A 25,605-nucleotide genomic window follows, 5' to 3' on the forward strand; every position below is an offset into this window, starting at 1 on the left:
CGCCGCGTCGGCAGCCCCCGCTCACTCCCGGTCCGGCGCCGGTGGGACGATGGCGCGGATGACGCCCAGCTCCAGCAAGTCCTGCGGGCGGATGCGGAGTTGGTCGGCGGTCTCCCGTACCTGCCCTTCGTCGCGTTTGAGGATCGCGGCGGCCAGTTCCGGGGCGATCACGGAGAAGTAGCTGTCCGGTGTCGCCCAGAGTCGGTCCGGTGCGGCGAGCGCCAGGGCGCCGCCCGAACCGCCCTCGCCGATGAGCAGGGAGGTCACCGGCACCCGGGCGGTGGCGAGCGCGGCGAAGGCGTCCGCGATCGCCGCACCGGCGCCGGCCCGCTCGGCGGCCGCGTCATTGGCGGCGCCCGGGGTGTCCACCAGCGTGAGGACCGGGAAGCCGAGCCGGTCGGCCAGCCGGACGAGACGGGCGGCGGTACGGAATCCGGCCGGGCGGGTGGCCGTCCCGCACTGCGCGGCGAAGGCGATGGTGCGGCCGTCGCGATGGCCGAAGCCGCAGCGTATGCCGGGGTCGACGCCGCCGCAGCGGTCGCCGCTGATCTCCTCCCAGTCGTCGAAGTACGCACGCAGATAGGCCTCGGCGCGCGGCCGCCGGGCGTCGCGGGCACGCACCACCGCGCCCCAGCCGCTCTCCGGCAGCCCCGGCGCGCCCAGTGCCTCCGGCGGGAGCGCCGGTTCCGCGGTGCGGCCCCCGGACTCCGCCCGGGGGCACAGCAGCCGCAGCCACCGCTGGAGCGTGCCGCGCAGCCGGTCGGGCGGGACCACGGCATCGATCTGGCCGGACGCCAGCTGCCCCTCGGCGCAGTAGGCACGGGGATCGGCGTCCGGGGGACGCACCCGCGAGCCCGCGAAGCCGATCTGCGCCCCCGGCAGCGCGAGGATCACATCGGCGCCCGCCCCGAGGGTGGCCCAGCCGCCGCCGGTCGTCGGATCGCGGAGCACGGCGATCTGCGCCAGCCCCGCGGCGCGGTTGTACGCCGACTGCCGTGACACCCGCTGGAGTTGGGACAGTGCACGCATGCCCTCCTGCATCCGGCTGCCGCCCGTGGCGATCAGCGACACGACCGGCAGGCCCCGCTCCCGGGCCTCGGTGTACGCGGCCTCCAGACGGTCGCCGGTGCGCTCGCCCAGGGAGCCGCCCAGATAGCGGAACTCGAAGGAGAGCACGACCGCTTGTGTGCCGCCGATCGTGGCCAGGGCCGTCACCACCGACTCGTCCTCGCCGGTCCGCTCGCGGGCGCGCCTGCGCGCGTCGTCGTAGCCGTGCCAGCCGAGCGGGCCGTCCGATGCCACGGGCGCTCGGGGCGAGGCCTCGGCCCGTGATCCGGACGCGGTGCGCGACGCTCCTGGGGCGCCGTCCGGCGCGACGAGCTCGGTGTAGGTGTCCGCGACCGCCGCGAGGGCCTGACGGGCCGTCAGTCGACTGCAGGGCAGTGGGCCGTCACGCACGGAGCTCTCGCTTCATGATCTTGCCCATGTCGTTGCGCGGCAGCGCGTCCAGGAAGTGGACGGTCCGGGGGCGTTTGTGCGGCGCCAGCTGGCGGGCGACATGGTCGGCGAGCTCCTCGCCGGAGGGTGGCGGACCGGCGTCCGGGCCGCTCTCCGCCACGATCCAGGCGACGATCCGCTCGCCGAGGTCCTCGTCGGGCTCACCGGTGACGGCCGCCTCGGCGACCGAGGGGTGGGCCAGCAGCGCGTTCTCGATCTCGCCCGCGCCGATTTTGTAGCCGCCGCTCTTGATCAGATCGGTGGCCTTGCGACCGACGATGCGGTAGTTCCCGGCGGCGTCGCGAAGGGCCATGTCGCCCGTACGGAACCATCCGCCGTCGAAGGCGGCGGCGGTGGCATCGGGGCGGTTGAGGTACTCCACGAAGAGGTTCGGACCGCGGACCTGGATCTCGCCGACCGTCTCGTCGTCGCCGGCCTCGACGACCCGGCCCGCGTCGTCGACCAGCCGGACGTACACCCCCGGCAGCGGCACCCCCACCGTGCCCGTGGCATCCGGGCCGTCCGCCCGCACGCTGGTGTTCATGAGGGTCTCCGTCATGCCGTAGCGCTCGATCACCCGCCGGCCCGAGGCCGCCGCGATCCGCTTTTGATCGGTCAGCGGCAGCGCCGCCGAACCGGAGACCAGCAGCCGGGCGCGGGACAGCGCCTTGGCCAGCTCGAGATCACGGCCCGCCTCGACGGCCAGGCGGTGGTACATCGTCGGCACGCCGAACAGCATCGTGCCGTCGGCCAGCAGCTCCCGGGCCACCGCGTCGGTGCTGAAGCGCCCGAGGTGGTGGACGCTGCCGCCGCGCCGCAGCGGCCCGAGGACGCCGAGGATCAGGCCGTGGACGTGGAACAGCGGCAGGGCGTGCACGAGCACGTCGTCGGCGGTCCACTGCCAGGCGTCCTCGAGGGCGTCGAGGGTGTGCGCGATGGCGCGGCGGGGGAGGACCACGCCCTTGGGCGGGCCCGTCGTGCCGGAGGTGTAGACGATCAGGGCCGGTGCCTCGTCGCCCGGTTCGAGCGGAAGCGGGGCCGGTTCGGTCTCCTCGGGAGGCTCGGCGGCCTCGATGTCGATACGGGGCAGCGCCGCGAGCGCACCCGGGAGCGTGGCGCCCGGCTCGGCCAGGACGAGCGACGGCGCGCTGTCCGCCACGATGTGCGCCAGCTCGCTCTCACCGATCTTCGGATTCACCGGGACGGCGGCCACCCCGGCCAGCAGCGCGGCCACCACGCCCACCGAGGTCTCCAACGTCGGCGTGGCCCAGATCGCGATCCGGGTCACCCCGGCGATCCGCTCGGCGAGTGCGCCCGCGACCGACGCCAACTGGCGATGGCTGAGGGCGCGGTCGCCGAAGCGCAGCGCGGGTGCGGGCGAACCGTCGCGCAGTGCGGGGAAGAGCACGTTCACCGGATCTCCTTCGTCCTCGTCGGCGCCCGGCACCGAGCGGCCGGGCCGTCCCGCTCCGGCACCTGCGCGGTGCGCGGCGGGCTGACCACCCCACTCTCGCAGAGACCACCGACAACGCGATCACCGCGAGGCCGGCACCGCGCGGTCCACCGCCGCCCGCGCGCCCTCACCCGGGGAGCTTGCGGAAGTCCCAGGACGCGACGGAAGCCGGAGCCAGCCGCAGCCAGGCGTGCCGGCCGTCATGCGGCATCCGGGCCGCCCCGAAGTACTTCTGCGCGAACAGCCGCTCCGGAACGTCCAGTTCGGGGCAGCTCTCACCGGTGCGCGGCGCCTCGCCCACGAACTGCGCGCGGCCCGCCAGTTCGGCGCCGCGCAGTTCGCCGTACTCCTGCCCGTCGTCGACGACCACCGCGAGCCGCGGGTCCCGGCGCAGCTGGGCCCACCGCCTGCTGCGGGTGATCGAGTACAGCCACAGCGCCGAACCGTCCCAGACGAACCACAACGCCCCGACATGCGGCGCCCCGTCCCCGCCGACCGTCGCGACCCGGCAGGTGCGCTGCTCGGTGAGGAACGCGTCCAGTTCGCCCCGCGTCATCATGATCCGGCGCCCGCGCCGCTGTGTGTCGGTCATCCGTCATCGCCTCCGCTGCGTACCGCTTGCCTGCCTGACCCCGACGACTTGCCGCAACACCCGGCTGCGCCGGCCGCACCGACTCCTGACGGTGTGTCAGAAATCATGGGCGCTCTTCCTGGTGGGCGCAATGCCCGGTACCCTCGCCCGCCTCGGACCGGCCCGCCGGCAGACCGGGCCCGCCAGGGCCCCGCAGAGGGGAACGCGATGCCACCGGACACCGCACGGCTCAGCGAGCAACCGGACCCGGCCTCGACGGTGCTACTTACCGTCGAGTGCCAGCGCGGTGTGGTCGGCCCGGACAGCGCGCTGCCCGAACTCGCCGACGCGGCTCGCACCTCAGGGGCGCTCACCAACATCGCCCGCCTGGTGGCGGCCGCGCACGACGCCGGCATCCAGGTGCTGCACGCGGTCGCCGAACGCCGCCCGGACGGCCGTGGCGCCAGCCGCAACGCCCGCCTGTTCAAGGCGGCCGAGCGGCTGCCCGTCCAGCAGATCATCGGGTCCACGGCGGTCCGCGTCGCGGACCCGATCCCGGTCTCGGAGGCCGACCTGGTGGTGCGCAGACTGCACGGCCTGTCACCGATAGCCGGCACCGACGTCGACGCGCTGCTGCGCAACCTCGGGTGCCGGACGCTCGTCATCACCGGGGTGTCGGCGAACGTCGCGATCCCCAACGCGGTGTTCGACGCCGTCAACCTCGGCTATACGGCCGTGGTGCCGGCGGACGCCATCGCCGGAGTGCCGGCCGACTACACCCCCGCGATGGTCCGCAACACCCTCGCCCTGGTCGCCACCATCACCACCACCCAGGACGTCCTGGCCGGCTGGAAGCGCCCGCGCCGGAGCCGCTGACCGCAGCCGGGCCGAACTCCCGCCAACGCCCCTGTCCTCGCCGCCGTTTCGGTGGGCGCGGAAGTCGGCCGTGCGCCGCCGTGGCGGATGGCGGGCACATGCTTGTCGGGGTGTGATCGTGGCCGTGGGCATCCTGCGGGGATTCGGCCATGCGGCGGTTCGCCGAAACGCGCCGAAGTGCCGGGTGAACGGGAGAGGGGACGTGGCCTGATGCGGAGAACGGGGGAGGGGCGGGTCGTGCTCCGGCTTTACGGGCCGGCCTTTCCACTGCCCTGTGTTCGCCACCGTCCGTGTCGGCCCCCTATCGGCGTCCCGGTGTATCCGTCTACTGACGTCCGGGTAGTGGCGGGAATTCCAGGCTCTTTGGCCTGACCCCCTGTGCCGTTTACGGACACCGCACAAGTGGTCTCATGGCCTGCTTGACCGCGGCCCGATCCTGCGGGAATGCAAATTCCTTGAAAACCCGGGACATCCGGGTCTGTGCGGCGTCCGGATTCCACCTTCCGGAGGGATATGACCGGCCGTAGGTTGCTTTGCGAGGCACACGCCTCGGGGAAGTGCAAACACAGTGCACAGTCAACCTCTCGTGTGACGTGCAGACGTCACGAACCAGGAGGATATCGTGGCAACTCGCAAGGCCGTCGCTGTCGTTCTGTCCGTATCGGCTCTGCTGGGCACGGGGCTGCTGACCAGCGGCAGTGCCCAAGCGGCAGCCCCCGCGACATTCCGTCCGGACATCCGGTACACGTTCCAGAACGTCGGGAGCGACCGAAATCTCGACGCGTGGGGAAACGACACCATCAAGGCCTGGTCGGCGGACGCCTCCGGAACTCAGGACTTCTACCTGCGCATCGGAAGATTCCAGGGTTACCAGCTGGAGAGCGCACATCACGCCGGCCGGTGTGTGACGGCCAAGGGCATAGGGCGGCAGGTGGCGCTGGAGAACTGCAACACTGCCGTACAGGCGCAGTACTGGGACTACGCCAACAGGGACGAGGGTTCCACGTTCATCAGCCGTAAGTTCGCCCGGGGCTGCATTGCCGACGAAGGCGAGCGCAACAGCGTGGCGCTCGCGCCGTGCACCGGGGCCGACGCGCAGCGGTGGATTCCGCTGATCGGATAGCAGGAGAGCGCGGGCGAAAAAGCGGAAACCAGCCGGATTCGCCGGCGGGGGCCGCGCAAAAGGGCAGTGGGCAGTGAACAGGGGCGGGCCCCGGGCCGGATGCGGCTCGGGGCCCGCCTCGTAAACGAGTCGACAGCGACCCGCCGCGCCCGGCAAGGTGGCGAGTCGTGACGAGCAGTGAGCTGTGGACCCGTGCGACCGCCGACCGCTACGACACCGAAGAGACCGAGATGTCCTCGGCCCCCGTCCTCCTACGGACCATCGCCTTCCTCGCCGAACTCGCCGGAGACGGCCCGGCGCTGGAGTTCGCCATCGGGACCGGACGCGTGGGCATCCCGCTCCGGGAACACGGCGTGCCGGTAGTGGGCATCGAACTGTCCGAGCACATGGCAGCGGTCCTGCGCCGCAAGATCGACGAGGACACGCTCCCGGTCGTCATCGGGGACATGGCCACGACCACCGTTCCCGGCGAGTTCACCCTGGTCTATCTCGTCTACAACACCATCACGAACCTGCTCACGCAGGACGAGCAGGTCGCGTGCTTCCACAACGCCGCACGTCACCTGGCGCCCGGCGGACGATTCGTCATCGAGCTGGGCGTGCCGCCGTTGCGGTTCCTGCCTCCCGGACAGGTCGCGGTGCCGTTCGACGTCTCCGAACGGCATCTCGGCTTCGACACCTTCGACCTGGTCGAGCAGATGCTCGTCTCGCACCACCTCACGCGCGACGGCGACGACGGTCGCTACCGCCGGGGTGCCTCCCGGCACCGGTACGCCTGGCCTGCGGAGCTCGACCTGATGGCACGGATCGCGGGGCTCGAACGGGAACGTCGGGTCGCGGACTGGGACGGGGCGCCGTTCACCCAGGACTCCGCCAAGCACATCTCCGTGTGGCGCAAGCCGGCCTGAGGCGGCCCCTCGTCGCGCGGCGACCACCAGAGCCCAGGCGGGCCGGGCCGCCGCGCCCTCATCCGAGGCTGACCGAGCCGCCCTTGACGTTCACCTTGGCGGGCGCCAGCGGCTTGGTGGCCGGACCGTCCTTCACACTGCCGTCGGTGATGTCGAACTTGCTGCCGTGGCACATGCAGTTGATGGTGCCGCCGGCGACCTCGCCGACGAGGCAGCCCGCGTGGGTGCAGACCGCCGAGAAGGCCTTGATCTCGCCGTCCTGCGGCTGGGTGACCACGACCTTCTCGGCCTTGAAGATCTTGCCGCCGCCCTTGGGGATCTCCGAGGTCTTGGCGAGCGCGCCGCCCGCACCCGCACCCGCCGTACCGCTGCCGCCGGCGCCCGGGTCCGCGGGGGCGCCGCCGCCCGCGCCCGGGTCCGCCGAGCCGCCGCCCGCCATGCCGTTGCCGCAGGCCGCGAGCGCCGCCGTCAGCCCGGCCGCCCCGACCGCCGCGACCACGTTGCGCCGGGTCGCCCCACGCCTCGCCGTCTGCTGACCGGCCGGCGCCGCGCCCGCCTCCTCCGTCATCGCTTCGGTCTGGATCTGTCGTGATGCCGCGTGTCCGGCCATGGTGTGCCTCCGGTTCCTGGTGGGGCCTTCGGTGTGCGAGGTGCTCCAAGGACGTTGCACAGATCCATACGGAGGGGCGGCCGCGGGCGTTCAACGCCGTACGCGTTCCCTGCCTACGCGGGCTCTCCCGCGCGCCCGCGGAGTGCGTCGAGCAGGAAGTCCCGCTGGAAGTGGAGCAGCTGCTCATTGACCGTGTCGTCGGCCGGGGCGTGGGTGGCGCCGGGCAGCGGCAGCACGCTGTGCGGCTTGCCCGCCGCGAGCAGCTCCGCCGAGAAGCGCAGGGTGTGTGCGGCCGCCACGTTGTCGTCCGCGAGCCCGTGGACGAGCAGCAGCGGACGGCTCAGCAGGTGGCCATGGCCGGCCAGGGAGGAGCGCGCGTAGTTCTCCGGCCGCTCCTGTGGGTGGCCCAGGAACCGCTCCTTCCAGTGGGTGTCGTACAGCCGCTGATCGGTGGGCGGGGCGCCGGCGACCGCGGCGTGGAAGACGTCCGGGCGGTGCAGCACCGCGGCCGCCGCCAGGAACCCGCCGAAGGACCAGCCGCGGATCGCCACCCGCGTCAGATCCAGGTCGGCGCACCGCGCCCCGGCCGCCTGAAGGGCGTCCACCTGGTCCTCCAGCGCCGGCGTGAGCTGGTCGCCGTGCACGGCCTTCTCCCAGGCCGGACCCCGCCCGGGCGTTCCGCGTCCGTCCACCACCAGCACCGCGAAGCCCTGCTCGGCGAACCACTGCGACACACAGGTGAACCACCCCCGGGCCCGCCCCACCAGCTGCATACCGGGCCCGCCGTACGGATCGAGCAGCACCGGCAGCCGGCCTGTGCCCTCCTGGTGCCAGGACGGCAGGAACAGCGCCCCGCGCAACTGCCGTTCGCCGAGCGTGAGATGGAGCGGCCGCGGGGCGAGGGCCGGTTCCTCGGCGAGCGAGGTGATCACCCCGCCCGGCGCGCCGTCGCCCGTCCCCGCATCCGCCACCGGATCCGCGCCGCGGACCACCCGCACCTCGTTGCCGTGCGGCGTCACTCCCTCCAGGACGACCGTGCCACCCCGCGCCACGCCCGAGTACCTGCCGGGGCCCCGGCTCAGCCGCCGGATGCCGTGGTCGGGAACGTAGCGCCACACATGGGTCTCCAACGGGTCCTCGCTCGCGGTGAACAGCACCTGTTCGCCCTCGACCCCCAGGACCGCGCGCAACTGCAGCCCGTCCGGGGTGACCCGCCGACCGCCGACGGTCAGGAACCGGGTGCCGCCGTCGTCCTCGGGCAGCACCGGCGCGCCGGAGGCGGTACGGGCGGGAGTGCCCGGCACCAGCTCCACCCAGGCCGCATCGGTCCGCTCGTGCCGCACCCCGGTGGCCCCGGTCGCCGGGTCGACCGCGAGCGTCCGAAGGGTGCGCTGGTCGCGGCTCTGGACGGCGACGAACGGGCCGTGTGCGTCCCAGCCCGCGTCGACGAGGTACTCGTACGCCCCGCGGTCCCATGCCACGTCCACCCGCTCGCCCGCCAGGGAGAGCAGCTGCACGGTGACCTCCGCGTTGGGGGTCCCCGCCGCGGGATAGGCGACCGCCCGCGGCGGCTTCGCCGGGTCGGCGGGGTCGCCGAGGTAGCGCCGTGCCACGGGACCGGTGTCGACCCTGGCCACCAGGAGGCGGGTGCTGTCCGGCGACCACCAGTAGCCGCGCATCCGGTGCATGGACTCGGCCGCGACGTACTCGGCCAGCCCGTAGGAGATGTCCGGCCCCTCCGCACGGGCCAGTCGGCGGTCGTCACCGGCGAGGCCGACGACGTGGAGGCAGCGGCTGCTCACATAAGCGATGTGCCGGCCGTCGGGGGAGGGCCGGGGGTCGACCACCGGGCCGGCCGCGGGGACCGGGAACGGTGCACCGCCGTCCGTGCGCACCGCCCACAGGGCGCCGGACAGCGCGAACGCCACGAGACGGGCGGCGTCGTCGGTCGCGTACGACACCACCCCCGCCGAACGCTCCCTGGCCCGCTCCCGGCGCAGCCGCTCCTCTTCCGGCACGGCATCGGCCGCCGCTCCTATCAGGAGCCCCGGATCGGCCAACAGCCATTCCGTGCCGTCCTCGTACTGCCACAGCCGGCCCACCGGGTCGGTGCCCGAGCCCGTACGGACGAACAGGACGCGACGGCCGTCGGGGGAGACGGTGAAGTGCCGGGGCACTCCCAGGGAGAACCGACGCGTGCGGGCGAACTGCCGTGGAAATGCAGCGGAGTCGGGGGACTTCGAAGAGACCGTGGGGTTCACGGGGGGTGCGGGGTTCACGGTGCTGGCGTCCAAGGTGCTGTCCTCCAAGGGAGTGGGATCCGGTTCTGCGGTGTACCGGTAGTGCGCTCCGACAGGCGCTCGCACCCGCGCTCGCCCGAGACAACGTAGGCACGGAGAAGATCCCTGGAAAAGGGGGGATCCGATCCGTATCCGCGCAGCACAACGGGCCGGTACCGGACCGGGGCGGAAGAGGGGAAGCGACCGGCGGAGAGCCGCCGTGGCCTGCGGGGGTGTCGACCGACGTCATGACGACCCGCCGTGTCACGCCCTTGTGTACGGGCGGACCGCCCCGGGAACCGTCGAGATCGCTCCGGGGCGTCTTCGAGGTCGACGACCTCGGTACTTATATCACCCAGCACGGATCACCCAGCCGACGAGAGGATGCCGCGAGGCAGTCCCGTCAGGTACGTGTGCCGACGCCTGCGCCCTCCTTCTCCGCGACGCCGGCGCCCCCGTTCTCCACGGCGCCGACCTGCCGGTCCCCCCGCCGCCAGGACCGTACTTCGGTCTGCTCCTTATGGGAGCCGCGGCGCATCTCCTGCATTCCCTTTTCGATCCCGTTGCGCAACCAGTTGCCCACGGGTCGTTCCACCAGTCGGTTGACGGCGTACGAGAGCAGCAGCATGAGGGTGACGATCGCCGTGAGGAGAACGGGAGCGGACATCCGATCCCGCAGGAGGCCGATCAGCGTGAATCCGATGTACATGTGCAGAAGGTAGAGCGGGTACGTCAGGGATCCGGCCGTGCTCAGCCAGCTCCAGCGCACCTTGTCGAACGCGCCGAGAGCGATGGCCGCCATGAGAGCGAAAGCGACGATGATTCCCAGGCGCGCCGGCCAGGTGTCCGTCACCGCGGCCTTGTCGCCCAGGTTCATCACCAGTCGCCCTCGCACGTAGTGCTGGGCCAGGAGGAATTCCACGGCGACGATCGCCCACAGCAGCAGGGTCGGCCGGAAGCGATGCATCAGGTAGAAGGCGATTCCCGCAATGAAGTAGGGGGAGTACGGGGCGACCGCCCACACGGACAAGAAGTTGCTCTCGGCCTTGAACGCGATGACGCCGGCGACCGTCCACAGGCCGCAGAACAGTACGCATCTGCGGTAGGTGACCCCCTTGTACACGACGAGCGCGAAGAGGAGATAGAACTTCAGCTCGACGAAAAGCGACCAGTAGACGTCATCCACGTCGGACACTCCCACACCCTGCTGCAGCATGGTGAGGTTGGTCAGTACGGTCTCCAGGCTGTCCGCACTGCGCACGCGTGGCCACAACGTCAGGACGGTCGCCGTCATCAGGACGGCGACCCAATACGCGGGGTAGAGGCGGGCGACCCGTGACTTGACGAAATCGCCGAGCGGACGTCCCCATGCGCTCATGCAGATGACGAATCCGCTGATCAGGAAGAAGACCTCAACGCCCAGCCAGCCGAACTGCGCGACGTGGTAGAGCTCCGGTGAGAAGGCCTTGGGATCTCGGCCCCAACCGTCGCGAAGCGCTATGTAGTGGTAGCACAGAACCATCAGCGACGCCACGAAGCGCAACCCGTCGAGCACATAGAGTCTGGGCGGCCCCGGCCCCTTTTCCAAGGTTGCCGGAGAGGCGGATAGCGCGACGAAGCGCATACAGCGATTCCTTGTTCTTTCTCAAAGCGTCTTCAGCAAGAGGGGACGCGTGCTGATGCCGTGATGGCGGGTCACGCCATGGCCGGCGAGACGGGAACTCGGGCACGAGTCCCGCTGCATCCCCTGGGGGCCAGCTCGGTATTCGCTAATGTGTCGCTCTGTCACAGGCGCTGACGGCTTGCCGCATCGTCACGCCCAACCGGCTGAGTTGCACGACGCAGGCCGGCTTCGCCAACCAGCCGTTCCCAGGCTGACAGGCATGGTGAATTCTTGACCCTACGGCATATCCCTGCGACTTCAGGTAGGCGGCGCAGGGTTTGGCGGAGGCTTCCGCCGGGCTGGCTACGAGTATCGGCATCGCGGCTGCGAGTGTGGTAAGGACCGCGGCGACGCTCACACGTCGAAACGCTCGTTGCATCGGGCTACCTTTAGTGGGGGGTTAACGCGGGGTCATATGGCGCGGAACGTGGGGGAGTTCCCTCGCCGTGAAGGCGGTCAGAGAGCGCCGACAGGGATCCCCGCTGTGGTGCGTTCGGGGAAATACATGCGGTTCGTCGGGTCAGGCGATTCATCGGTTTCGGTTGCCGCGTGGGAAGACGGGGAGCCCAGGCATTCGGTTCAGTCCGGGAAGGTTTTTTCGGTTCCCGGCAGCGCGCCGCGCTCATCGGCGTTCACGGCTGCGCCGTTCGCGTCATCGTCACCCAGGACCGGGGGAGCGCGTAGTGGTGCCCTACTCCTGCGATTGCCGCTCGGGCGTCAGGCGCAGGGTGGCGACCGCGCCGCCGCTGGGGGCGTTGGAGAAGCAGAGGGTGGCGCCGAGGACCCGGGCCTGGCCGCCGGCGATGGTCAGGCCCAGGCCGTGGCCGGACTTGCGGCTGCCGCCCGAGCGGGTCTTGAACCGTTGGGGGCCGTGGTCGAGGAGGTCGTCCGGATAGCCGTCGCCGTGGTCCCGCACGGTGACGACCGGACCGTCGACCGTCAGCACCACCGGCGGGCGGCCGTGCTTGTGGGCGTTGGCGATCAGATTGCCCAGGACGCGTTCGAGCCGGCGCTGGTCGGTCTCCACGCGGGCGTCCCGGATGACGTCGACGTCCGCCGCCAGCCTCGTGGCCCGCACCGCGCGCTCGACCAGCGGACCCAGCTGGTGGATGTCGAGGTCGGCGCGTTCGACCTGGGCGTCGAGCCGGGAGATCTCCAGCAGGTCCTCGGTCAGCCGGCGCATGGTCTGGATGCGCTCCTGCACCATCTCCGTCGGACGGCCGGGAGGCAGCAGCTCGGCGGCCGCGTGCAGTCCGGTGAGCGGGGTGCGCAGCTCGTGGGACACGTCGGCGGTGAAGCGCTGTTCGCTGTGCAGCTTGTTCTGCAGGGTGGCGGCCATCGCATCGAGCGCGGCCGCCACCGCGGCGGCCTCGTCCTGGGCGAGGTCGGGCCGCAGGGCGCGGGGGTCGCCCACCCGTGCGTCGAGGTCGCCGGTGCTGATCCGGCGGGCGACCCGCGCGGTGCGGTGCAGCCGGCGGGTGATGCGGGAGACGCCGAACAGCCCGACGAGCAGGGTGACGCCGATCGCGGCGGCGGAGGAGCCGATGATGGCCCGGTCCAGTCCGCGGATGGCGGCGGCCCGGTCGCCGTAGTCCAGGCGTACCGCCAGCACCCGGCCGCCGTCGACGGGGGCGACGGCCCACATCACCGGCCGGCCCTGGTGGTCCGCGAGCTGCGTGCCGCGCTCCTTGTGGTGTACGGCCATCTCGCGGAGGTTGTGGGGGAGGTCCGGCGGATCCACCGCGGCATTGCGGCCGAGGGGCTCCCCGGCGACGTAGGTGGCCACCGCGCCGTCCAGTTCGTCCAGGGCGGCGCCGCGGGCCTGGCTCTCGGTCTGCTGGCCGACCAGGACGTGCACCAGGATGCCGAGCAGCGCGGCGAGGGTGCAGCACATGACGGTGATGAAGACGGCGAACTTCCAGTAGAGGGTCGCCGTCCAGGAAGGCAGCCGCAGTGCGGCCCGCCGCCGGGCGGTGTTCACCGCGTACGCCTCGGCACGGGGGAGGAGACCGCCCGGTCGAACTCCATCGCCCGGATCTCCATGGTCTGCTGCTTGTCGTCCCAGGAGTGGACGGTGCGCATCTCGTACCCGGACGAACTGGTCGGCTCCCGCATGATCAGGTCGCCGTCCGACACCTCCACCGACAGCGGTGTGCCGGCAGTGTCCAGGATCCGGTTCACCACCCCGCCCCGGATCATGTAGGCCCATATGGCGACCGTGTGCTCGCTCCCCTCGATACCGACGATCAGCTCGTCCTTTCCGTCGTGCGTCAGGTCCTGGTATTCGGGGGCCCGTACGGGGCAGCGCTTCGGCTCGGCGGCGCACCGGGCGATCCTGCGCTCGGTGGCCTTGTCGAAGGCCGGCGTCTGCTGGCGGGCGTCCTCGGCGATCTGCGCCTTGACGACGTCGATCGCGCCCAGCGTACGGATGTTGCCGGAAGGGACGCGGGGAAGCCCGGGGAGGGGCGACGGTCCGTCCTGGCCGCTCTTGTCGGGCGGCGGCGGGGGCGCGGGCGGCCGGTCGGGCCACAGCCGTGCGGGAGCCGAGGCGATCGGGGTCTGCCCCGCGCTCTTCGGCTGCCCGGTCCCCGTACACCCCGCCACCAGCAGCGTCGCCGCGCCCGCCGCCGAAAGAGCGAACCAGGCGGGCCGTACCCGGCGGGGGAACGGCAGGGAACGGAGCAGGAGCACGGGACTTCCAGACAGCGCGGGGCGGCAGTGCACGGGGACGATGATGTTCCCTGCCCCGCATTACGGCAATCCGACGGTTGCGTAACGGTGTCCCGTAGATGGCCCCACAGTGCCGTTGCCGATTCGGTCGCCCGTTCGAGTTGTGCGGCCCTGGAGGCGTGCCCCGTCGGCTGGCCCGGCGCCGCCCGGCGATCGGCATCCCTGTCGGGTGGGGGGCGTTGGGCGGAGGCTCTTCGGGCTCGCGGCGGGGAGGATGCGAGGGGTACCAAGAGTGAAACCATGGCCATGGGCCATGTCATGATCGCGGGCGGGATAACCCCTCTCCGACAGGACCCGTTCCATGCGAACCATCAGCGTCATCACCGCCGTACACGAGGGCGGCCACCACTTCATCGGTGACACCTATGAATCCCTGCGCGAACAGAAGCTCCCCGACGACTGGGAATGGGAGTGGTGTGTGCAGGAGGACGGCACCTCGGGTATCCCTGCGAGCAGCCTGCCCAGTGACCCCCGGATCAGACTCGGGACGGGACTGCGCGCGCGCATAGCGGTGACGCGCACACACGCCCTCGCGCGTGCGACCGGCGACCTCGTCCGGACGCTGGACGCGGACGACGTGCTGCTGCCGGGGGCGCTGGAGCGGGACATCGAGACCCTGGAACGTGTGCCATGGTGCGTATCCGCCTGCATCGACCTCCACGAGGACGGGAGCACGGCGCCAGGTCCGTACGACCCTCCGGACGGCCCCTTGGAGCCCGCCCGCTTCTATCGCGAGATGCTGGAGCGCCGGCTGTCCGTTCAGGCGACCACCTTCGCCGCCCACCGTCGCCTGGTGCTGGCGCTGGGTGGCTGGCAGGCGCTGTCCGGAGCCGAGACGGTCGCGCTGCTCCTTGCCGCGGAGGCTGTGGCGCCCGGTGAGTTCATAGCGGAGCCGAGCGTCTTCTATCGCAAGCATCCCCAGCAGACGACCGCATCCGATCGCTACTGGGAACCGACCGAAGCGGCCACCCGGATCGAAGCGCTCCTGCAACGCGCCAGTGCCCTGCGGGAGTCGGGCTGGAAGTGGCAGTAGGAACACCGCTACCGGGCGCGCGTCCCGGGGCGGGGGCGAGTGGGTGACGGCTCGCCTCCGGTAGTAGGTCGTCGGGCGCTCCACCTTCAGTAGCAACCCGACCATGGGCCGCCGCTCGTCACGTGTCCAGTACCAGCTGCAGCAACTCGCGCAAGGTCTCGCGCTGCTGCGCGGTGAGTCGGGCCAGCGGGGCGGCGGCGAAGGGCATGCGGGTGCGGAGGTCGACGGCGACGGTCCGGCCGGCCTCGGTGGCGGCGACGCGCTTGACGCGACGGTCGTCCGGATCGGGGCTGCGCTCGGCCAGGCCCCGCGACTCCAGCCGGTCGACGATCGTCGTCACGTTGGAGGGCTCCGCGTGCAGCCGGTCGGCGATGTGGCGCATCGGGGCCGGCTCCTCGGCGGCGAGCAGCGCCTTGGCCTGGAGCGGGGTCAGGCCGTGGGCTGTCGCGGCGGCCTCCGACTCCTGGCTGTATCGGCGGTTGATGGCCGCGAACAGGCCGACGATCTGCCTGGTCAGCTCATCCGGTGCGTGGGACATGGCACCAGTCTACCGATGTATTTGACAAGTGAAATAGTCGCCCTCATAGTTATGGACAACCTTAGTTATGAAGCATAAGTAGATGGGCGCTGAAGATGAGCACCAAGACCGTCCTGATCACCGGCACCTCCTCCGGTATCGGCTTGGCCACCGCCGTCGCCGCAGCGCGGAGCGGCTGGCGAGTGATCGCCACCATGCGCGACACCACCAAGGCGGGCGCGCTGCTGGCGGCGGCCGAGGAGGCCGGGGTCGCCCTCGACGTCCGGACGCTGGACGTCACCGACCCGGCCTCGGTCACGGCCTGCCTGGCCGGCCTCGACCGGCTGGACGCACTGGTCAACAACGCAGGCGCGGGCCACCTCGGCACGCTGGAGCAGGAGAGCGTCGAGGACGTGCGCGCCGTCATGGAGGTCAACTTCTTCGGCGTGCTGCACGTCACCAAGGCGGCCCTGCCCCTGCTGCGGGCAAGCGGCGGTCGCGTGGTGACCGTGACCAGTGTGGGTGGCGTGATCGGCCAGCCCTTCAACGAGGCCTACTGCGCCGCCAAGTTCGCGGTCGAGGGCTTCATGGAGTCCCTCGCGCCGGTTGCGGCCACGGCCGGCGTGTCCGTCAGCGTGGTCGAGCCGGGGGCGGTGGCCAGCGAGTTCGTCAGCAATGTGGGCGTCGGCGACGACGTACTGGAACAGGCCGGGCCGTACGCCCCCGCACTGTCCGCCTATCTGGACCGCACCCGCGGCGCCTTCGCCAACGCGCAGCCGCCGCAGGACGTGGCGGCGCTGATGGTCGAACTGCTGGCGGCCGAGCGGCCCGCCTTCCGGGTGCTCACCTCGGATGCCGCCCGCGACTTCGTCCGGGCGAAGCTCAAGGACCTCGACGGTGCGGCCGTGCAGACCGCGACCGGCGCGTGGGTCGCCTAGGGGGTGTCTCTTCGGTCTCCGGGGGTCAGGAGTGCTGCGCCCCGCGTGCCAGCAGCATGAGCGCGTCGACGAGTTCCTCGGCGGGCAGGCCGGTGGCCAGGCTGCGCAGTTGCAGTCCGAAGATCAGCGCGACGGCGCTGCTCGCCAGCCGCTCGGCGTCGGGCACGCCGAGACCGGTGAGGACCCGGGCGGCCAACTGGTCGTACGCGGCGAAGGACTGGTCGGCCGCGGTGCGCAGGCGTTCGTCGCGGCCGGCCTGGATGTAGAGCTCGAACGGCGCGATGTGCCTGCTGTCGAACGGCGTCCCCCCGGCGACCTGGCCGACTGTGGCGGCGGCCCGATCGGCGTCCATTCCGTCGGTCTGGCACTGGGCGGCGAGCTCGGTGAGGCGCCGGGTCTCCTCCGCGACGAAGTGCAGCAGGCTCTCCCGCAGCATCTCGTGCTGGGTCGCGAAGTGGTAGGTGACCGAACCCAGGGAGACCCCGGCCTCCTTGGCGATCCGCCGGTTGGTGACCCCGGCGACGCCGTCCTCACCGATGACGCGCAGGACGGCGTCGATGATGCTCTGCCGGGTTCCGGGGTGCTTGGACATGGCAGTCATTGTGCCAGCGGCGCCCTTCCGGCAAGGAGGAAGGGCCGGGGCCGCTCCGACCGCGCACACCGCCCTCCAGTGGAGGTTCCGCCGTTGACACGGCCGTCCACCCTCCATACTGTTCGTTCGAACGAACAGTCCTCGGGAAGGGGCGCCCCATGCGCATCGCAGGATCAACCGTTCTCCTGACCGGGGCCGCGGGTGGCATCGGTCAGGCCGTCGCCCGCGGTCTGGCGGCCAAGGGGGCCAAGCTGGTCCTCTCCGGGCGCCGCGCCGATGCCCTGGAGGCGCTCGCCGACGAACTCGGTGCCCGAGTGGTCGCCGCCGATCTCGCCGACCCGGACCAGGTCGACCACCTCACCGCGGAATGCCCCGACCCGGACATCCTGATCGCCAACGCCGCGCTGCCCTCCAGCGGCGATCTGCTCGACTACACGCCGGAGCAGATCGACCGCGCACTGGCCGTGAACCTGCGTGCCCCCGTCATGCTGGCCCGCACCCTCGCGCCCCGGATGGTCGCGGCGGGGCGGGGCCAGATCGTGCTCGTCGGCTCGATCTCCGGGAAGGCGGCCACCAAGCACTCCTCGCTCTACAGCGCGACCAAGTTCGGGCTGCGCGGCTTCGCGCTCGCCTTCCGACAGGACCTGCACGGTACGGGGGTGGGGGTCTCTCTCGTCCAGCCCGGCGCCGTACGCGACGCGGGGATGTTCGCCGCCACGGGCGCGACCCCGCCGGCCGGTGTGCGCACCGTCTCCCCGGACCAGGTGGTGACGGGGGTGGTTCGGGCCGTCGAGCGCGATCTGTGCGAAGTCAATGTCGCGCCGGTGGAGCTGAAGGCGCTCAGCGCCATCGCCGGACAGTTCCCCGGCTTCGCGGAGAAGGTGCAGCGCGGCTCCAGTGCCGAACGCACCATCCGCGAGGTCGTGGCGGCCCAGCGGGACAGGCGGTAGCCGCCGGGCGGCACCTCGCTCAGGAGGCGGGTGCGGTCGTGTCGTCGCCGGCGGCCGCCCTGGAATCCCCCGCGAGGCCGAGGCGCAGCAGGATCAGATGGGCGATGTCGGTGATGGTGCCGCCGCTGCGCAGCAGTTCCATGGGCGGGATGTCGATGTCGAAGCGTCTGCGGACGGAGACCAGCAGCTCGGCGATCATCAGCGAGTCCAGGCCGTACTCGTCCAGCCGCCGATGGTGGTCGAGTTCCCCGGCGTCCATGTGCAGGACCTCGGCCATGAGATGCGCGAGCGCATCGGCCACGGCGCGCGACGCGTCCTGGACGGACATCGCCGCCAGTGCCCGCAGGATCTCCTCCCGGGTGTAGTCGGCTTCCTTCATGTGTTCGGGGAACAGCAGGGAGAGCCGGGGTGCCGCGAGAGCGGGCAGCAGACGGCGCAGGCGCCCCCAGTTGTAACGGCCCACACCTGCCACTTCCAGGCCACTGCCCGTCAGCAGGTCGGCAGCGGTGAAGGCCTCGTGGAGCGACACGGGTTCGATCCCGGCGGAGGCGAGTGTCTGTGTCAGCTCGTTGCGGGCGACATAGCCGGCTCCGCCGATGGCTCCCCAGACGATCGCCTGCCCGGTGGCCCCGCGGCCGCGGCGGTGGCGGACCAGGGCTTCCAGCCAGAGGTTGGCCGCCGCGTAGTTGGCCTGGCGGATGTTGCCGATGACGGTCGTGCCCGACGAATACGTCAGGAACATCTCCAGCTCGCGCCCGGCGAGGAGCTGGTCGAGCACCATGGCGCCCGCCGCCTTCGGGGACAGCGCGGCCGCGAACCGTTCGTCGGTGAGTTCGGTCAGCAGATCGTCCTCCAGCTGCATCGCGCAGTGGACGACGCCGCGCAGCGGGTGGCCGCCCGCGTCGATGTCCTCGACGACGCGCCGCATGGCCGGGAGGTCGGTCACATCGGCGGCGTACGCGGTGGCCCGTACGCCGCGCGCCGCGAGTTCGGCCAGCACGGCCGGGGCCTCGGGTGCCTGAGCGCCGCGGCGGCCGACCAGTGCGAGGTGGCGCACGCCCCGCTCGGCGAGCCAGCCCGCGCTCGCGGCGCCGAAGCCTCCGAGGCCGCCGGTGACCAGATACGTACCCTCCGGGTCCAGGCGCGGCGCCGGCACGCGCCGTTCGACGGGGACGGGTTCGTCCAGCGGGTCGAACGCGACGACGACCTTGCCCACATGACGGGAGTGCTGCAGGAGTTGGAACGCCTCGGCCACGCGTGCGGCGGGATACACACTGTGCGGAAGCGGGCGGTAGGACCCGTCGCGTACGCGTGCGGTGACGGCCGCGAACAGCGCGGCACCGTGGACGGGGTCGAAGGCAAGGGTGCTGAGGTCGACGCCGAAGAAGGCGATGTTGTTGCGGAAGGGGCGCAGGAGCAGCGGTTTGTTCTCGTAGATGTCGCGCTTGCCCAACTCGACGAAGCGGCCGCCGGGGCGCAGCAGTTCCAGGCTGCGCGTGATCGCCTCGCCCGCGAGGGAGTTGACGACGACATCGACCCCCTGGCCGCCGGTGGCCGCCATGACTCCGGGGACGAACTCCAGGCTGCGTGAGTCCAGGACATGATCGACGCCCAGGTGCCGCAGCAGTTCCCGCTTCGCGGGAGTGCCCGCGGTGGCGATCACACGGGCCCCGCACGTGTGCGCGTACTGGAGGGCGGCGAGTCCCACTCCGCCCGCGCCGCCGTGCAGCAGCACCGTCTCCCCGGCTTCGAGCCGGGCCAGTCGGTCGAGGCTGTAGTGCACCGTGGCGAAGGCGACGGGCAGGGTGGCGGCCTCGGTGAAGCCCATCCCTTCGGGGATGTGCCCGAGGGCCTGGTGGACGGTGACGGTGTGCGAGGCGAGGGCGGCGGGCGCCAGTCCGTACACGCGGTCGCCGGGCCGGAAGCCGGTGACGTCCGGGCCGACGGCGGTGACGACGCCGGCGCACTCCAGGCCGAGGCCCGCTTCGCTGTACGTCCCTTCGATCGCCTCGGCCGGCAGCAGTCCCACCGCCTGCATCATGTCCCGGTAGTTCAGGGCGGCCGCCCGTACGGTCACGGCGACCTGGCCGGGGCCCGGCGTGACGGGTGTGTTCTCCACCCACGCCAGCTGGTAGGAGAGCCCTGGGGAGCGCACGTCCAGCGCGAACGCGTCCGCGACCGGTGCGGCCGCCCTCGTCGGGCCGGCGGCGGGCACCGCCAGCTCACGGGGCACGAACCGGCCACCACTCGCGGTGATCACGACTTCGGTCTCGGCGTGGTCCGAGAGGAGCTCGCGGGCGACACGGTGGGCGTTGGCGGTGAGGATTTCGCCGCCGCGGTCCAGTGAGACGGCGCGGACGGACAGCCGTGGTTCCTCGTTGGCCAGGGCCCGCGCGATGCCCCACACGGCGGCGTCCTGGGGCGACAGGGCACGCTCGGGCGGGGGCAGCGCGCCACTGGGGCGGGTCACCATGGTCAGCGAGGCGTGTCCGCCGTCCGCGAGGTGGGCGCAGGCAGCGGTGACCGCACGCATGAGCGCGGCGCGCCGGGTTGCCCGCTCCACCGCCAGGTCGGGGTCCGGCCGGGCGGCCTCGCCGAGGATGACGCAGACCTCCGCACCGTCCTCCCCGAACTCCGCCGTCCAGTCGACGGGGCCTTCCTCCAACAGGCGCACCGGAGTTGCGGCGCCGCCGTCCGGCGGCGGCACGAGCGCCGCGAGGCTCCGTGCGAAGCCGAGCTCCGCGGCCGTCTCCGCGGCGACGACCCACCGGCGGCCCGGCCGGGCCGCCGGGAGCGGCGGCGCCACGACCGTGCGCCTGGGGGCGGCGGCGAGGAGGACGGAGAAGTCCTCGCGGCAGGGGCCCGCGTCGTCGCCGGTGCGGACGATGTCCGTGAAGCCGCACCGCTCCAGAAGAGCGGGCCACCGGTCCGCGGGCAACAGCGGGGAGTCCGGGCGCTCTTCGAGGTCGGCGCGGTCCCAGAAACTGTCAAGGGTGCCGAAGTAGGGCGCCAGCAGGTACGGATCGTGGCTCTCGATCCCCAGCAGCAGTCCGCCGGACGCCAGCAGGGTCGCGACGCGGCGCACCGCTGAGGCGAGGTGCTTCGCGGTGTGCAGGGCGTTGGCGGCGATCACGAGGTCGAAGCCCGCCTCGCACAGCCCCTGGCCGGCCGGATCGGCATCGAGGTCGAACGGCCGGTAGGTGACGAAGTCGTATGCGGCGAAGCGGCGTTCGGCGCGTGCCAGGAAGGCCGGTGAGACATCGGTGTACACGTACCGGGTACGCTCCGCCGGCAACAGCGGAAGCAGGGCCGCGGTCATGCCGCCGGTGCCCGCCCCCACCTCCAGGACGCGCAGGGGCCGGTCGGCGGGCCACCTCCGTACCGTCTCCCGCAGGAGGGCCTGTGCGACCCGGTTGTGGAAACGAAGGGTGACGGCCGTGTCGTAGAGCTGCTCCGCGTCGGTGAGGCTGCCGTCGGACACCAGGATCTCGACGGGGTCCCGGCCGTCGCCGGTGAGCACGTCCCGCAAGCTGCTGATGGCCAGCCGGCTCTCGACGGACGCCTGAGGGAAGTCCAGTGTCAGCCGGCGCAGCAGCTCCCGGTCGTCGAAGACCGATCGCGTGAGCCTGAGCCGTTCGCCGTCCTGTTCCAGCAGTCCGTGCCGGACGAGTTCGGGGATCATGCACATGAGGTACGGCCTGCGCCGGGGAGCCATGCCCGCGGCGATGAGGTCGGTCACCTCGAAGGGGGCGGTGACGTCCGTGAGCAGGTCCGCGACGGCGGCCGCATGGCGATGCGCGGCGGCCTGTTTGAACATGGCCACGAACCGCGCATAGCCGCCCTCGTGACCGTGCTCACGGGGGGAGCGGTGGATCTCGTGCCAGTCCGCGCGGAGCGCGGCGATACGGTCGCCGGCCGCCGCCGCGATGTCCGAAGGGGCCGCGGGCGGCTCGCCCACGGCCGGTTCGCAGCCGCCGGGCAGGGCGCGCAACTCGGTGTGATGCGTGGTCAGCATCGTGCGGCCGGCGGCAGCGAGCCGGCGCAGCCGGCAGCGCCGCAGTTCGACGCTGACCGTTCCGTCCTGGTCGGTGACGACAACGTCCCAGCACGCCTCGCCCGCCGAGAACGCGCGCCGGCGCACATGGACCCACCCGGTCGCAGCCGGCGTGCGCCACACGCGGACGGCCCCGACGGCGGCCGGCAGGTACACCGTGCCGGCCGCCACGTCCGCTCCGATCAGCGGCGCGCCCGCCTGCAGCGCCCCGTCCAGCAGGGCGGGGTGCGCCACGTACTCCTCACCGGGCGCCTCGTGCCGGTAGGCCGCCAGTACCTCGCCGTCGCCCACATGCAGTTCGCTCAGCACCTGGAACGCGGGTCCGTAGTGGAGACCGGCGCGCTCCACCGTCTCGTAGTGTTCCGCCCCGCTCAGCGGGCGCGAGCAGCGTGCCCGTACGCCGGGGACGTCGAGGTCCGCCGGCGGCCGACCGACCAGGGCCCGGACCCGTGCGCGTACGTGCTGGCGCGGCCGTCGGGCCTGCGCGTCGGTGCTGGTGATGCTCACCAGCCCGTCGTCCGGGCTGACGGCCAGCTGGAGGCGGACACTGCAGGCCTCCGCCCAGGGCACGACCAGGGGGCGGGTGACCTCCAGGCAGTCCACCTCCACCGACGTGTCGAGGGTGAGGCGGCCGGCGGCCATCGCCATCTCCAGGTAGGCCGTCGCGGGGAACACGACCGAGCCCGCCAGCTTGTGGTCGGCCAGCCACGGCGCCAGCGCGGGTTCGACGGCCCCCTGCCAGGTCGGTACGGGGGACGGCAGCCGCTCGCCCAGCAGCGGATGATCCAATTCGCCCTGGCCACTGGTCCGCAACCAGGTCTGCGGGGTGCCGCTCCAGTGCCGCTCGCGCTGCCAGGGGTACGCCGGCAGTCGCGCCACCCGGCCCCGCCTCGGGAAGTACCCGCTCCAGTCCAGCCGGGCCCCTTCGGCCATGAGCGTGGTCACGGCGTGGTGCATCGCGTCCCGCCCGTCGAGACCGCGCCGCAGTGTCGCCGTCACCGCGATCACCGCCCGGGGGCGGGAGTTGGCGATCCGGCGCAAGTAGGACCTCAGGACGGGGTGCGGCCCGATCTCCACGAGGACGTCCGTGCCGTCGTCGAGCACCCGCTCCACCGCTGAGGCGAACCGAACCGGCTCACGGACGTTGCGCCACCAGTAGTCCGCGCCGAGGTCGAGGCCCTCGATCCGGCCACCGGTCACGGACGAGACCATCGCGACCCTCGTGGCCGCGGGCCGCAGGCCGGCCAGCCCACGGCGCAGCGGCTCCTCGACCCGGTCCATCGCCGCGCTGTGGAAGGCGTAGTCCAGGTCGAGTTCCTTGCAGCCCACGCCGCGCCGGGTCAGCTTCTCGGTGCATTCCCGCACGGCGGCCGCCGGACCGGCGACCGTCACATCGCGGCCGCTGTTCACCGCCGCCACCTCTACCCCAGGGAAGGCGGCCACCGCCTCCTCGGCCTCCGCCGGCGGCAGCGCGACGGCGGCCATCCGGCCGCTGCCCGCGGTGGCCGCCTGGCAGCGACTGCGCTCGGCGATCACCTGGGCGGCCTGGCGCAGGTCGAGCGCCCCGGCGACATGGGCGGCGGCCACCTCCCCGACGCTGTGCCCCAGCACGCTGTGCGGGCGGACGCCCTGTTCCTCCAGCATCCGCACCACACCGACCTGTACGGCGAACAGCAGCGGCTGGGCGATCTCGGTGCGGTCGATACGCGCTCGGTCCGCCGGCACGGTGAGCTCCTCGGTGACCGACCAGCCCAGCAGCGGGGCCAGGGCGGCGTCGACCGCCGTCAGGGCCTTTCGGAAGGTCGCACTGCCCGCGAGGAGATCGGCCGCCATGCCCGCCCACTGTGAGCCGTTGCCGGAGAAGACGAAGGCGATCCGCCCCTCGCGGACGGCCCGGACGGTCGTACCGAGCGAGCAGTCGCGCTCGTGGTCGCGGGGGGCAGGGGTGAGCGCGCGCCGTCCCGGCTCGCCCGTAGTGGGCGGCGCGTCCGTCGTGGGCGGGGCATCCGCCGCCTCGCCGGGGGCGGTCCGCGGCCCGGCGAGAGCACGCAGCCGCTCCGCGGCGATGCGGCGAGGCGCCAGCACGGCCGCGCGGTACGGGTGCACGCCGCGGCGCCGGCAGGTGGTGTAGGCGATGTCGTAGAACTCCCCCGGGGCGGCGGTCCGCAGCCGGTCGGCGAGCAGCGACGCGGCCTCGACCAGGGCCTCCGGCGTACGTGCGGAGACGATCACCGGGTAGGCCGCCTCCGCGTGCCCCGCCGCCCCCTCGGTACCGGAACTCTCGGGTGGGGCCGGCGGCGGTGCCGGCGAAGAGGTCAGTACGGCATGGGCGTTGGAGCCGCCGAAGCCGAAGGAGTTGACTCCGACGACCGGCCGGTCGACGGCGTCCACGGGACGACAGCGGGTGACGGGCGCGAGATTGAGCCCCGCGAAGTCGATGTCGGGGTGGGGCGGACAGGCGTGGAGAGAAGGCGGGATCATCCCGTGCCGGAGCACGAGCAGCGCCTTGAGCAGCCCCGCCATCCCGGAAGCGGGCTCCAGGTGCCCGATGTTGCTCTTGACCGAGCCGATCGCCAGTGCCCCGCCGGCGCGTCGGCTGCCCAGCGCACGGCCGACGGCCCGGCATTCGAGCGGGTCGCCCACCAGGGTGCCGGTGCCGTGGGCCTCCAGGTAGACCAGTTCGTCCGGCGCCACGCCCGCCTGCGCGTACACCGAGCGCAGCAGGTCCTCCTGCGCGTCCGCGTTGGGCAGCGCGAGTCCCATGGTCCTGCCGTCGCAGTTGGACGCGGTGCCCAGGATGACCCCGTGGATCCGGTCGCCGTCGGCCAGGGCGTCCGCCAGCTTCTTCAGGACGACGAGGCCACCGCCCTCGGCACGTACGAACCCGTCGGCATTCGCTGAGAACGCGGCACATCGACCGGTCGGCGACAGCATGGCCGCCTGCGAGAACCCCACGTAGTGGTACGGGCTGAGCAGCGCGTTGACACCGGCCGACAGCGCCACCCGGCTGCTGCCGTCGAGCAGGGTGCGACAGGCCCGGTCCAGAGCCACCAGCGACGAGGAACAGGCGGTGTCCACCGCCATGCTGGGACCGCGCAGATCGAAGAAGTGGGACAGCCGGTTCGCGGCGATCGAGGACGCGCCACCGGTCATCGTGTACGCGTTGACGGCCTCCGGCATCCCCATCTGCAGGGCCCCGTAAGAGGTGTCGGACACCCCCACGTACACGGCCGCATCAGAACCCGCCAGTCGTTCGGCGGCGATACCGGCGTCGTCCAGTGCTTCGACGGCCAGTTCCAGCAGCAGCCGGTGCTGGGGATCCATGTGCGCGGCCTCCTTCGGCGATATACCGAAGTAGGCCGCGTCGAAGCCGGCGATGTCGGCAAGGAAACCGCCCGCGGCCGTGTAGCTCTTGCCGGCGCGCGGCATCGAGGTGTCGACGAACCGACGGGCCTCGAAGCGGTCCGCCGGCACTTCGCCGACCACATCGCGGCCCTCCTCCAGAGCGGCCCACAATCCGTCGAGATCATTGATGCCGCCCGGCAGACGGCATGCCGCCCCGACGATCGCGATCGCCCGGTCCGGTGGCACTCCCTCGTCGTCAGTCCTGTTGCCAGCCCTGTCGGCAGCCCTGTTGTCCGTCGTGTGGTCAGGCATGAACTACCCACTTTCCCGCAGGGAGACCAGCGGCCTTCGGTCACCATGGCTGAGGAACTGGTTCAGGAATGCGGTGAGATCGCGTATTCGCGGCCATGCTTGCGGGCACTCGTCAGATGAGCCGGTGCGGTGATCCCGGCATGGAAGAGGTGCC

Annotated in this window: 17 protein-coding genes; 6 read left to right on the forward strand and 11 right to left on the reverse strand. The window is 72.1% G+C overall.

All coding sequences use genetic code 11. The features are described 5' to 3' along the window. Positions 1–21 precede the first annotated feature (21 nt). The 3 genes from ACFWZH_RS27600 to ACFWZH_RS27610 all read right to left on the reverse strand — a co-directional run bounded on the left by ACFWZH_RS27600 (position 22) and on the right by ACFWZH_RS27610 (position 3,542). Entirely contained in the window at positions 22–1,458 is a 1,437-nt protein-coding gene (locus tag ACFWZH_RS27600; RefSeq protein WP_384436751.1) for a carboxyl transferase domain-containing protein, read from the reverse strand. Then, the gene (locus ACFWZH_RS27605) at positions 1,451–2,911 is read right to left on the reverse strand and encodes an acyl-CoA synthetase (protein WP_384436754.1); all 1,461 of its coding nucleotides are present in this window, start codon (positions 2,909–2,911) and stop codon (positions 1,451–1,453) included. The genes ACFWZH_RS27600 and ACFWZH_RS27605 overlap by 8 nt, the downstream gene beginning before the upstream one ends. Positions 2,912–3,077: 166 nt before the next feature. Then, positions 3,078–3,542 (reverse strand): pyridoxamine 5'-phosphate oxidase family protein, encoded by a 465-nt coding sequence (locus ACFWZH_RS27610; protein WP_384436757.1) that lies wholly within the window; start codon positions 3,540–3,542, stop codon positions 3,078–3,080. A gap of 207 nt (positions 3,543–3,749) precedes the next feature. Between ACFWZH_RS27610 and ACFWZH_RS27615 the strand changes: the two genes are divergently transcribed. From ACFWZH_RS27615 to ACFWZH_RS27625, 3 genes are all read left to right on the forward strand, one after another. Next, entirely contained in the window at positions 3,750–4,397 is a 648-nt protein-coding gene (locus ACFWZH_RS27615) for a cysteine hydrolase (RefSeq protein ID WP_384436760.1), read from the forward strand. 622 nt (positions 4,398–5,019) lie between these two features. Further along, positions 5,020–5,520, forward strand: a complete 501-nt coding sequence (locus tag ACFWZH_RS27620; protein WP_384436763.1) for an RICIN domain-containing protein — start codon at positions 5,020–5,022, stop codon at positions 5,518–5,520. Positions 5,521–5,687: 167 nt separating this feature from the next. Further along, complete coding sequence (locus tag ACFWZH_RS27625) at positions 5,688–6,428, forward strand: class I SAM-dependent DNA methyltransferase (protein WP_384436766.1); 741 nt, start codon at positions 5,688–5,690, stop codon at positions 6,426–6,428. A 58-nt stretch (positions 6,429–6,486) separates the two neighbouring features. On the opposite strand, the gene ACFWZH_RS27630 is transcribed toward ACFWZH_RS27625, so the two are convergent. From ACFWZH_RS27630 to ACFWZH_RS27650, 5 genes are all read right to left on the reverse strand, one after another. Beyond that, the gene (locus tag ACFWZH_RS27630; protein WP_384436936.1) at positions 6,487–6,996 is read right to left on the reverse strand and encodes a Rieske (2Fe-2S) protein; all 510 of its coding nucleotides are present in this window, start codon (positions 6,994–6,996) and stop codon (positions 6,487–6,489) included. Between the two features lie 155 nt (positions 6,997–7,151). After that, the gene (locus tag ACFWZH_RS27635) at positions 7,152–9,317 is read right to left on the reverse strand and encodes an alpha/beta fold hydrolase (protein WP_384436939.1); all 2,166 of its coding nucleotides are present in this window, start codon (positions 9,315–9,317) and stop codon (positions 7,152–7,154) included. A 403-nt stretch (positions 9,318–9,720) separates the two neighbouring features. Continuing rightward, positions 9,721–10,941 (reverse strand): acyltransferase family protein, encoded by a 1,221-nt coding sequence (locus tag ACFWZH_RS27640; RefSeq protein WP_384436769.1) that lies wholly within the window; start codon positions 10,939–10,941, stop codon positions 9,721–9,723. A 730-nt stretch (positions 10,942–11,671) separates the two neighbouring features. Next, the gene (locus ACFWZH_RS27645; RefSeq protein ID WP_384436773.1) at positions 11,672–12,961 is read right to left on the reverse strand and encodes a sensor histidine kinase; all 1,290 of its coding nucleotides are present in this window, start codon (positions 12,959–12,961) and stop codon (positions 11,672–11,674) included. Further along, positions 12,958–13,671: a hypothetical protein gene (locus ACFWZH_RS27650; RefSeq protein WP_384436775.1), complete on the reverse strand. Its 714-nt coding sequence runs from the start codon at positions 13,669–13,671 to the stop codon at positions 12,958–12,960. Before ACFWZH_RS27650 ends, ACFWZH_RS27645 begins: the two co-directional genes overlap by 4 nt. A gap of 340 nt (positions 13,672–14,011) precedes the next feature. Here ACFWZH_RS27650 and ACFWZH_RS27655 point away from each other — a divergent pair, with 340 nt between their 5' ends. Next, positions 14,012–14,743, forward strand: coding sequence for a glycosyltransferase family 2 protein (locus ACFWZH_RS27655; RefSeq protein WP_384436778.1), 732 nt, complete (start codon positions 14,012–14,014; stop codon positions 14,741–14,743). 118 nt (positions 14,744–14,861) lie between these two features. Here the strand turns inward: ACFWZH_RS27655 and ACFWZH_RS27660 are convergent, their stop codons facing one another. Next, positions 14,862–15,281 carry a MarR family winged helix-turn-helix transcriptional regulator gene (locus ACFWZH_RS27660; protein ID WP_384436781.1) on the reverse strand — a complete coding sequence of 140 codons (420 nt, stop codon included), beginning with the start codon at positions 15,279–15,281 and terminating at the stop codon, positions 14,862–14,864. A gap of 95 nt (positions 15,282–15,376) precedes the next feature. On the opposite strand from ACFWZH_RS27660, the gene ACFWZH_RS27665 reads away from it, so the two are divergent. Further along, positions 15,377–16,198 (forward strand): SDR family NAD(P)-dependent oxidoreductase, encoded by an 822-nt coding sequence (locus ACFWZH_RS27665; RefSeq protein WP_384436784.1) that lies wholly within the window; start codon positions 15,377–15,379, stop codon positions 16,196–16,198. Positions 16,199–16,223: 25 nt separating this feature from the next. Here ACFWZH_RS27665 and ACFWZH_RS27670 read toward each other — a convergent pair whose 3' ends face one another. Next, positions 16,224–16,790: a TetR/AcrR family transcriptional regulator gene (locus tag ACFWZH_RS27670; RefSeq protein ID WP_384436787.1), complete on the reverse strand. Its 567-nt coding sequence runs from the start codon at positions 16,788–16,790 to the stop codon at positions 16,224–16,226. Between the two features lie 158 nt (positions 16,791–16,948). On the opposite strand from ACFWZH_RS27670, the gene ACFWZH_RS27675 reads away from it, so the two are divergent. Beyond that, a complete protein-coding gene (locus tag ACFWZH_RS27675) occupies positions 16,949–17,740 on the forward strand; it encodes an SDR family NAD(P)-dependent oxidoreductase (protein ID WP_384436790.1) in 792 nt (263 codons plus the stop codon). A gap of 19 nt (positions 17,741–17,759) precedes the next feature. Here the strand turns inward: ACFWZH_RS27675 and ACFWZH_RS27680 are convergent, their stop codons facing one another. Further along, positions 17,760–25,451, reverse strand: coding sequence for an SDR family NAD(P)-dependent oxidoreductase (locus ACFWZH_RS27680; protein ID WP_384436793.1), 7,692 nt, complete (start codon positions 25,449–25,451; stop codon positions 17,760–17,762). Positions 25,452–25,605 lie beyond the last annotated feature (154 nt).

Origin of the sequence: Streptomyces sp. NPDC059008 (genome assembly GCF_042749045.1) — a bacterium.
Taxonomy (GTDB): Bacteria; Actinomycetota; Actinomycetes; order Streptomycetales; family Streptomycetaceae; genus Streptomyces.

What these genes read in the sequence shown, in the direction of transcription:
- ACFWZH_RS27610 (WP_384436757.1), bottom strand. Translation starts at nt 3,542, where the DNA reads ATGACCGACACACAGCGGCGCGGGCGCCGGATCATGATGACGCGGGGC.
- ACFWZH_RS27615 (WP_384436760.1), top strand. Translation starts at nt 3,750, where the DNA reads ATGCCACCGGACACCGCACGGCTCAGCGAGCAACCGGACCCGGCCTCG.
- ACFWZH_RS27630 (WP_384436936.1), bottom strand. Translation starts at nt 6,996, where the DNA reads ATGACGGAGGAGGCGGGCGCGGCGCCGGCCGGTCAGCAGACGGCGAGG.
- ACFWZH_RS27640 (WP_384436769.1), bottom strand. Translation starts at nt 10,941, where the DNA reads ATGCGCTTCGTCGCGCTATCCGCCTCTCCGGCAACCTTGGAAAAGGGG.
- ACFWZH_RS27655 (WP_384436778.1), top strand. Translation starts at nt 14,012, where the DNA reads ATGCGAACCATCAGCGTCATCACCGCCGTACACGAGGGCGGCCACCAC.
- ACFWZH_RS27660 (WP_384436781.1), bottom strand. Translation starts at nt 15,281, where the DNA reads ATGTCCCACGCACCGGATGAGCTGACCAGGCAGATCGTCGGCCTGTTC.
- ACFWZH_RS27665 (WP_384436784.1), top strand. Translation starts at nt 15,377, where the DNA reads ATGAGCACCAAGACCGTCCTGATCACCGGCACCTCCTCCGGTATCGGC.
- ACFWZH_RS27670 (WP_384436787.1), bottom strand. Translation starts at nt 16,790, where the DNA reads ATGTCCAAGCACCCCGGAACCCGGCAGAGCATCATCGACGCCGTCCTG.
- ACFWZH_RS27675 (WP_384436790.1), top strand. Translation starts at nt 16,949, where the DNA reads ATGCGCATCGCAGGATCAACCGTTCTCCTGACCGGGGCCGCGGGTGGC.
- ACFWZH_RS27680 (WP_384436793.1), bottom strand. Translation starts at nt 25,451, where the DNA reads ATGCCTGACCACACGACGGACAACAGGGCTGCCGACAGGGCTGGCAAC.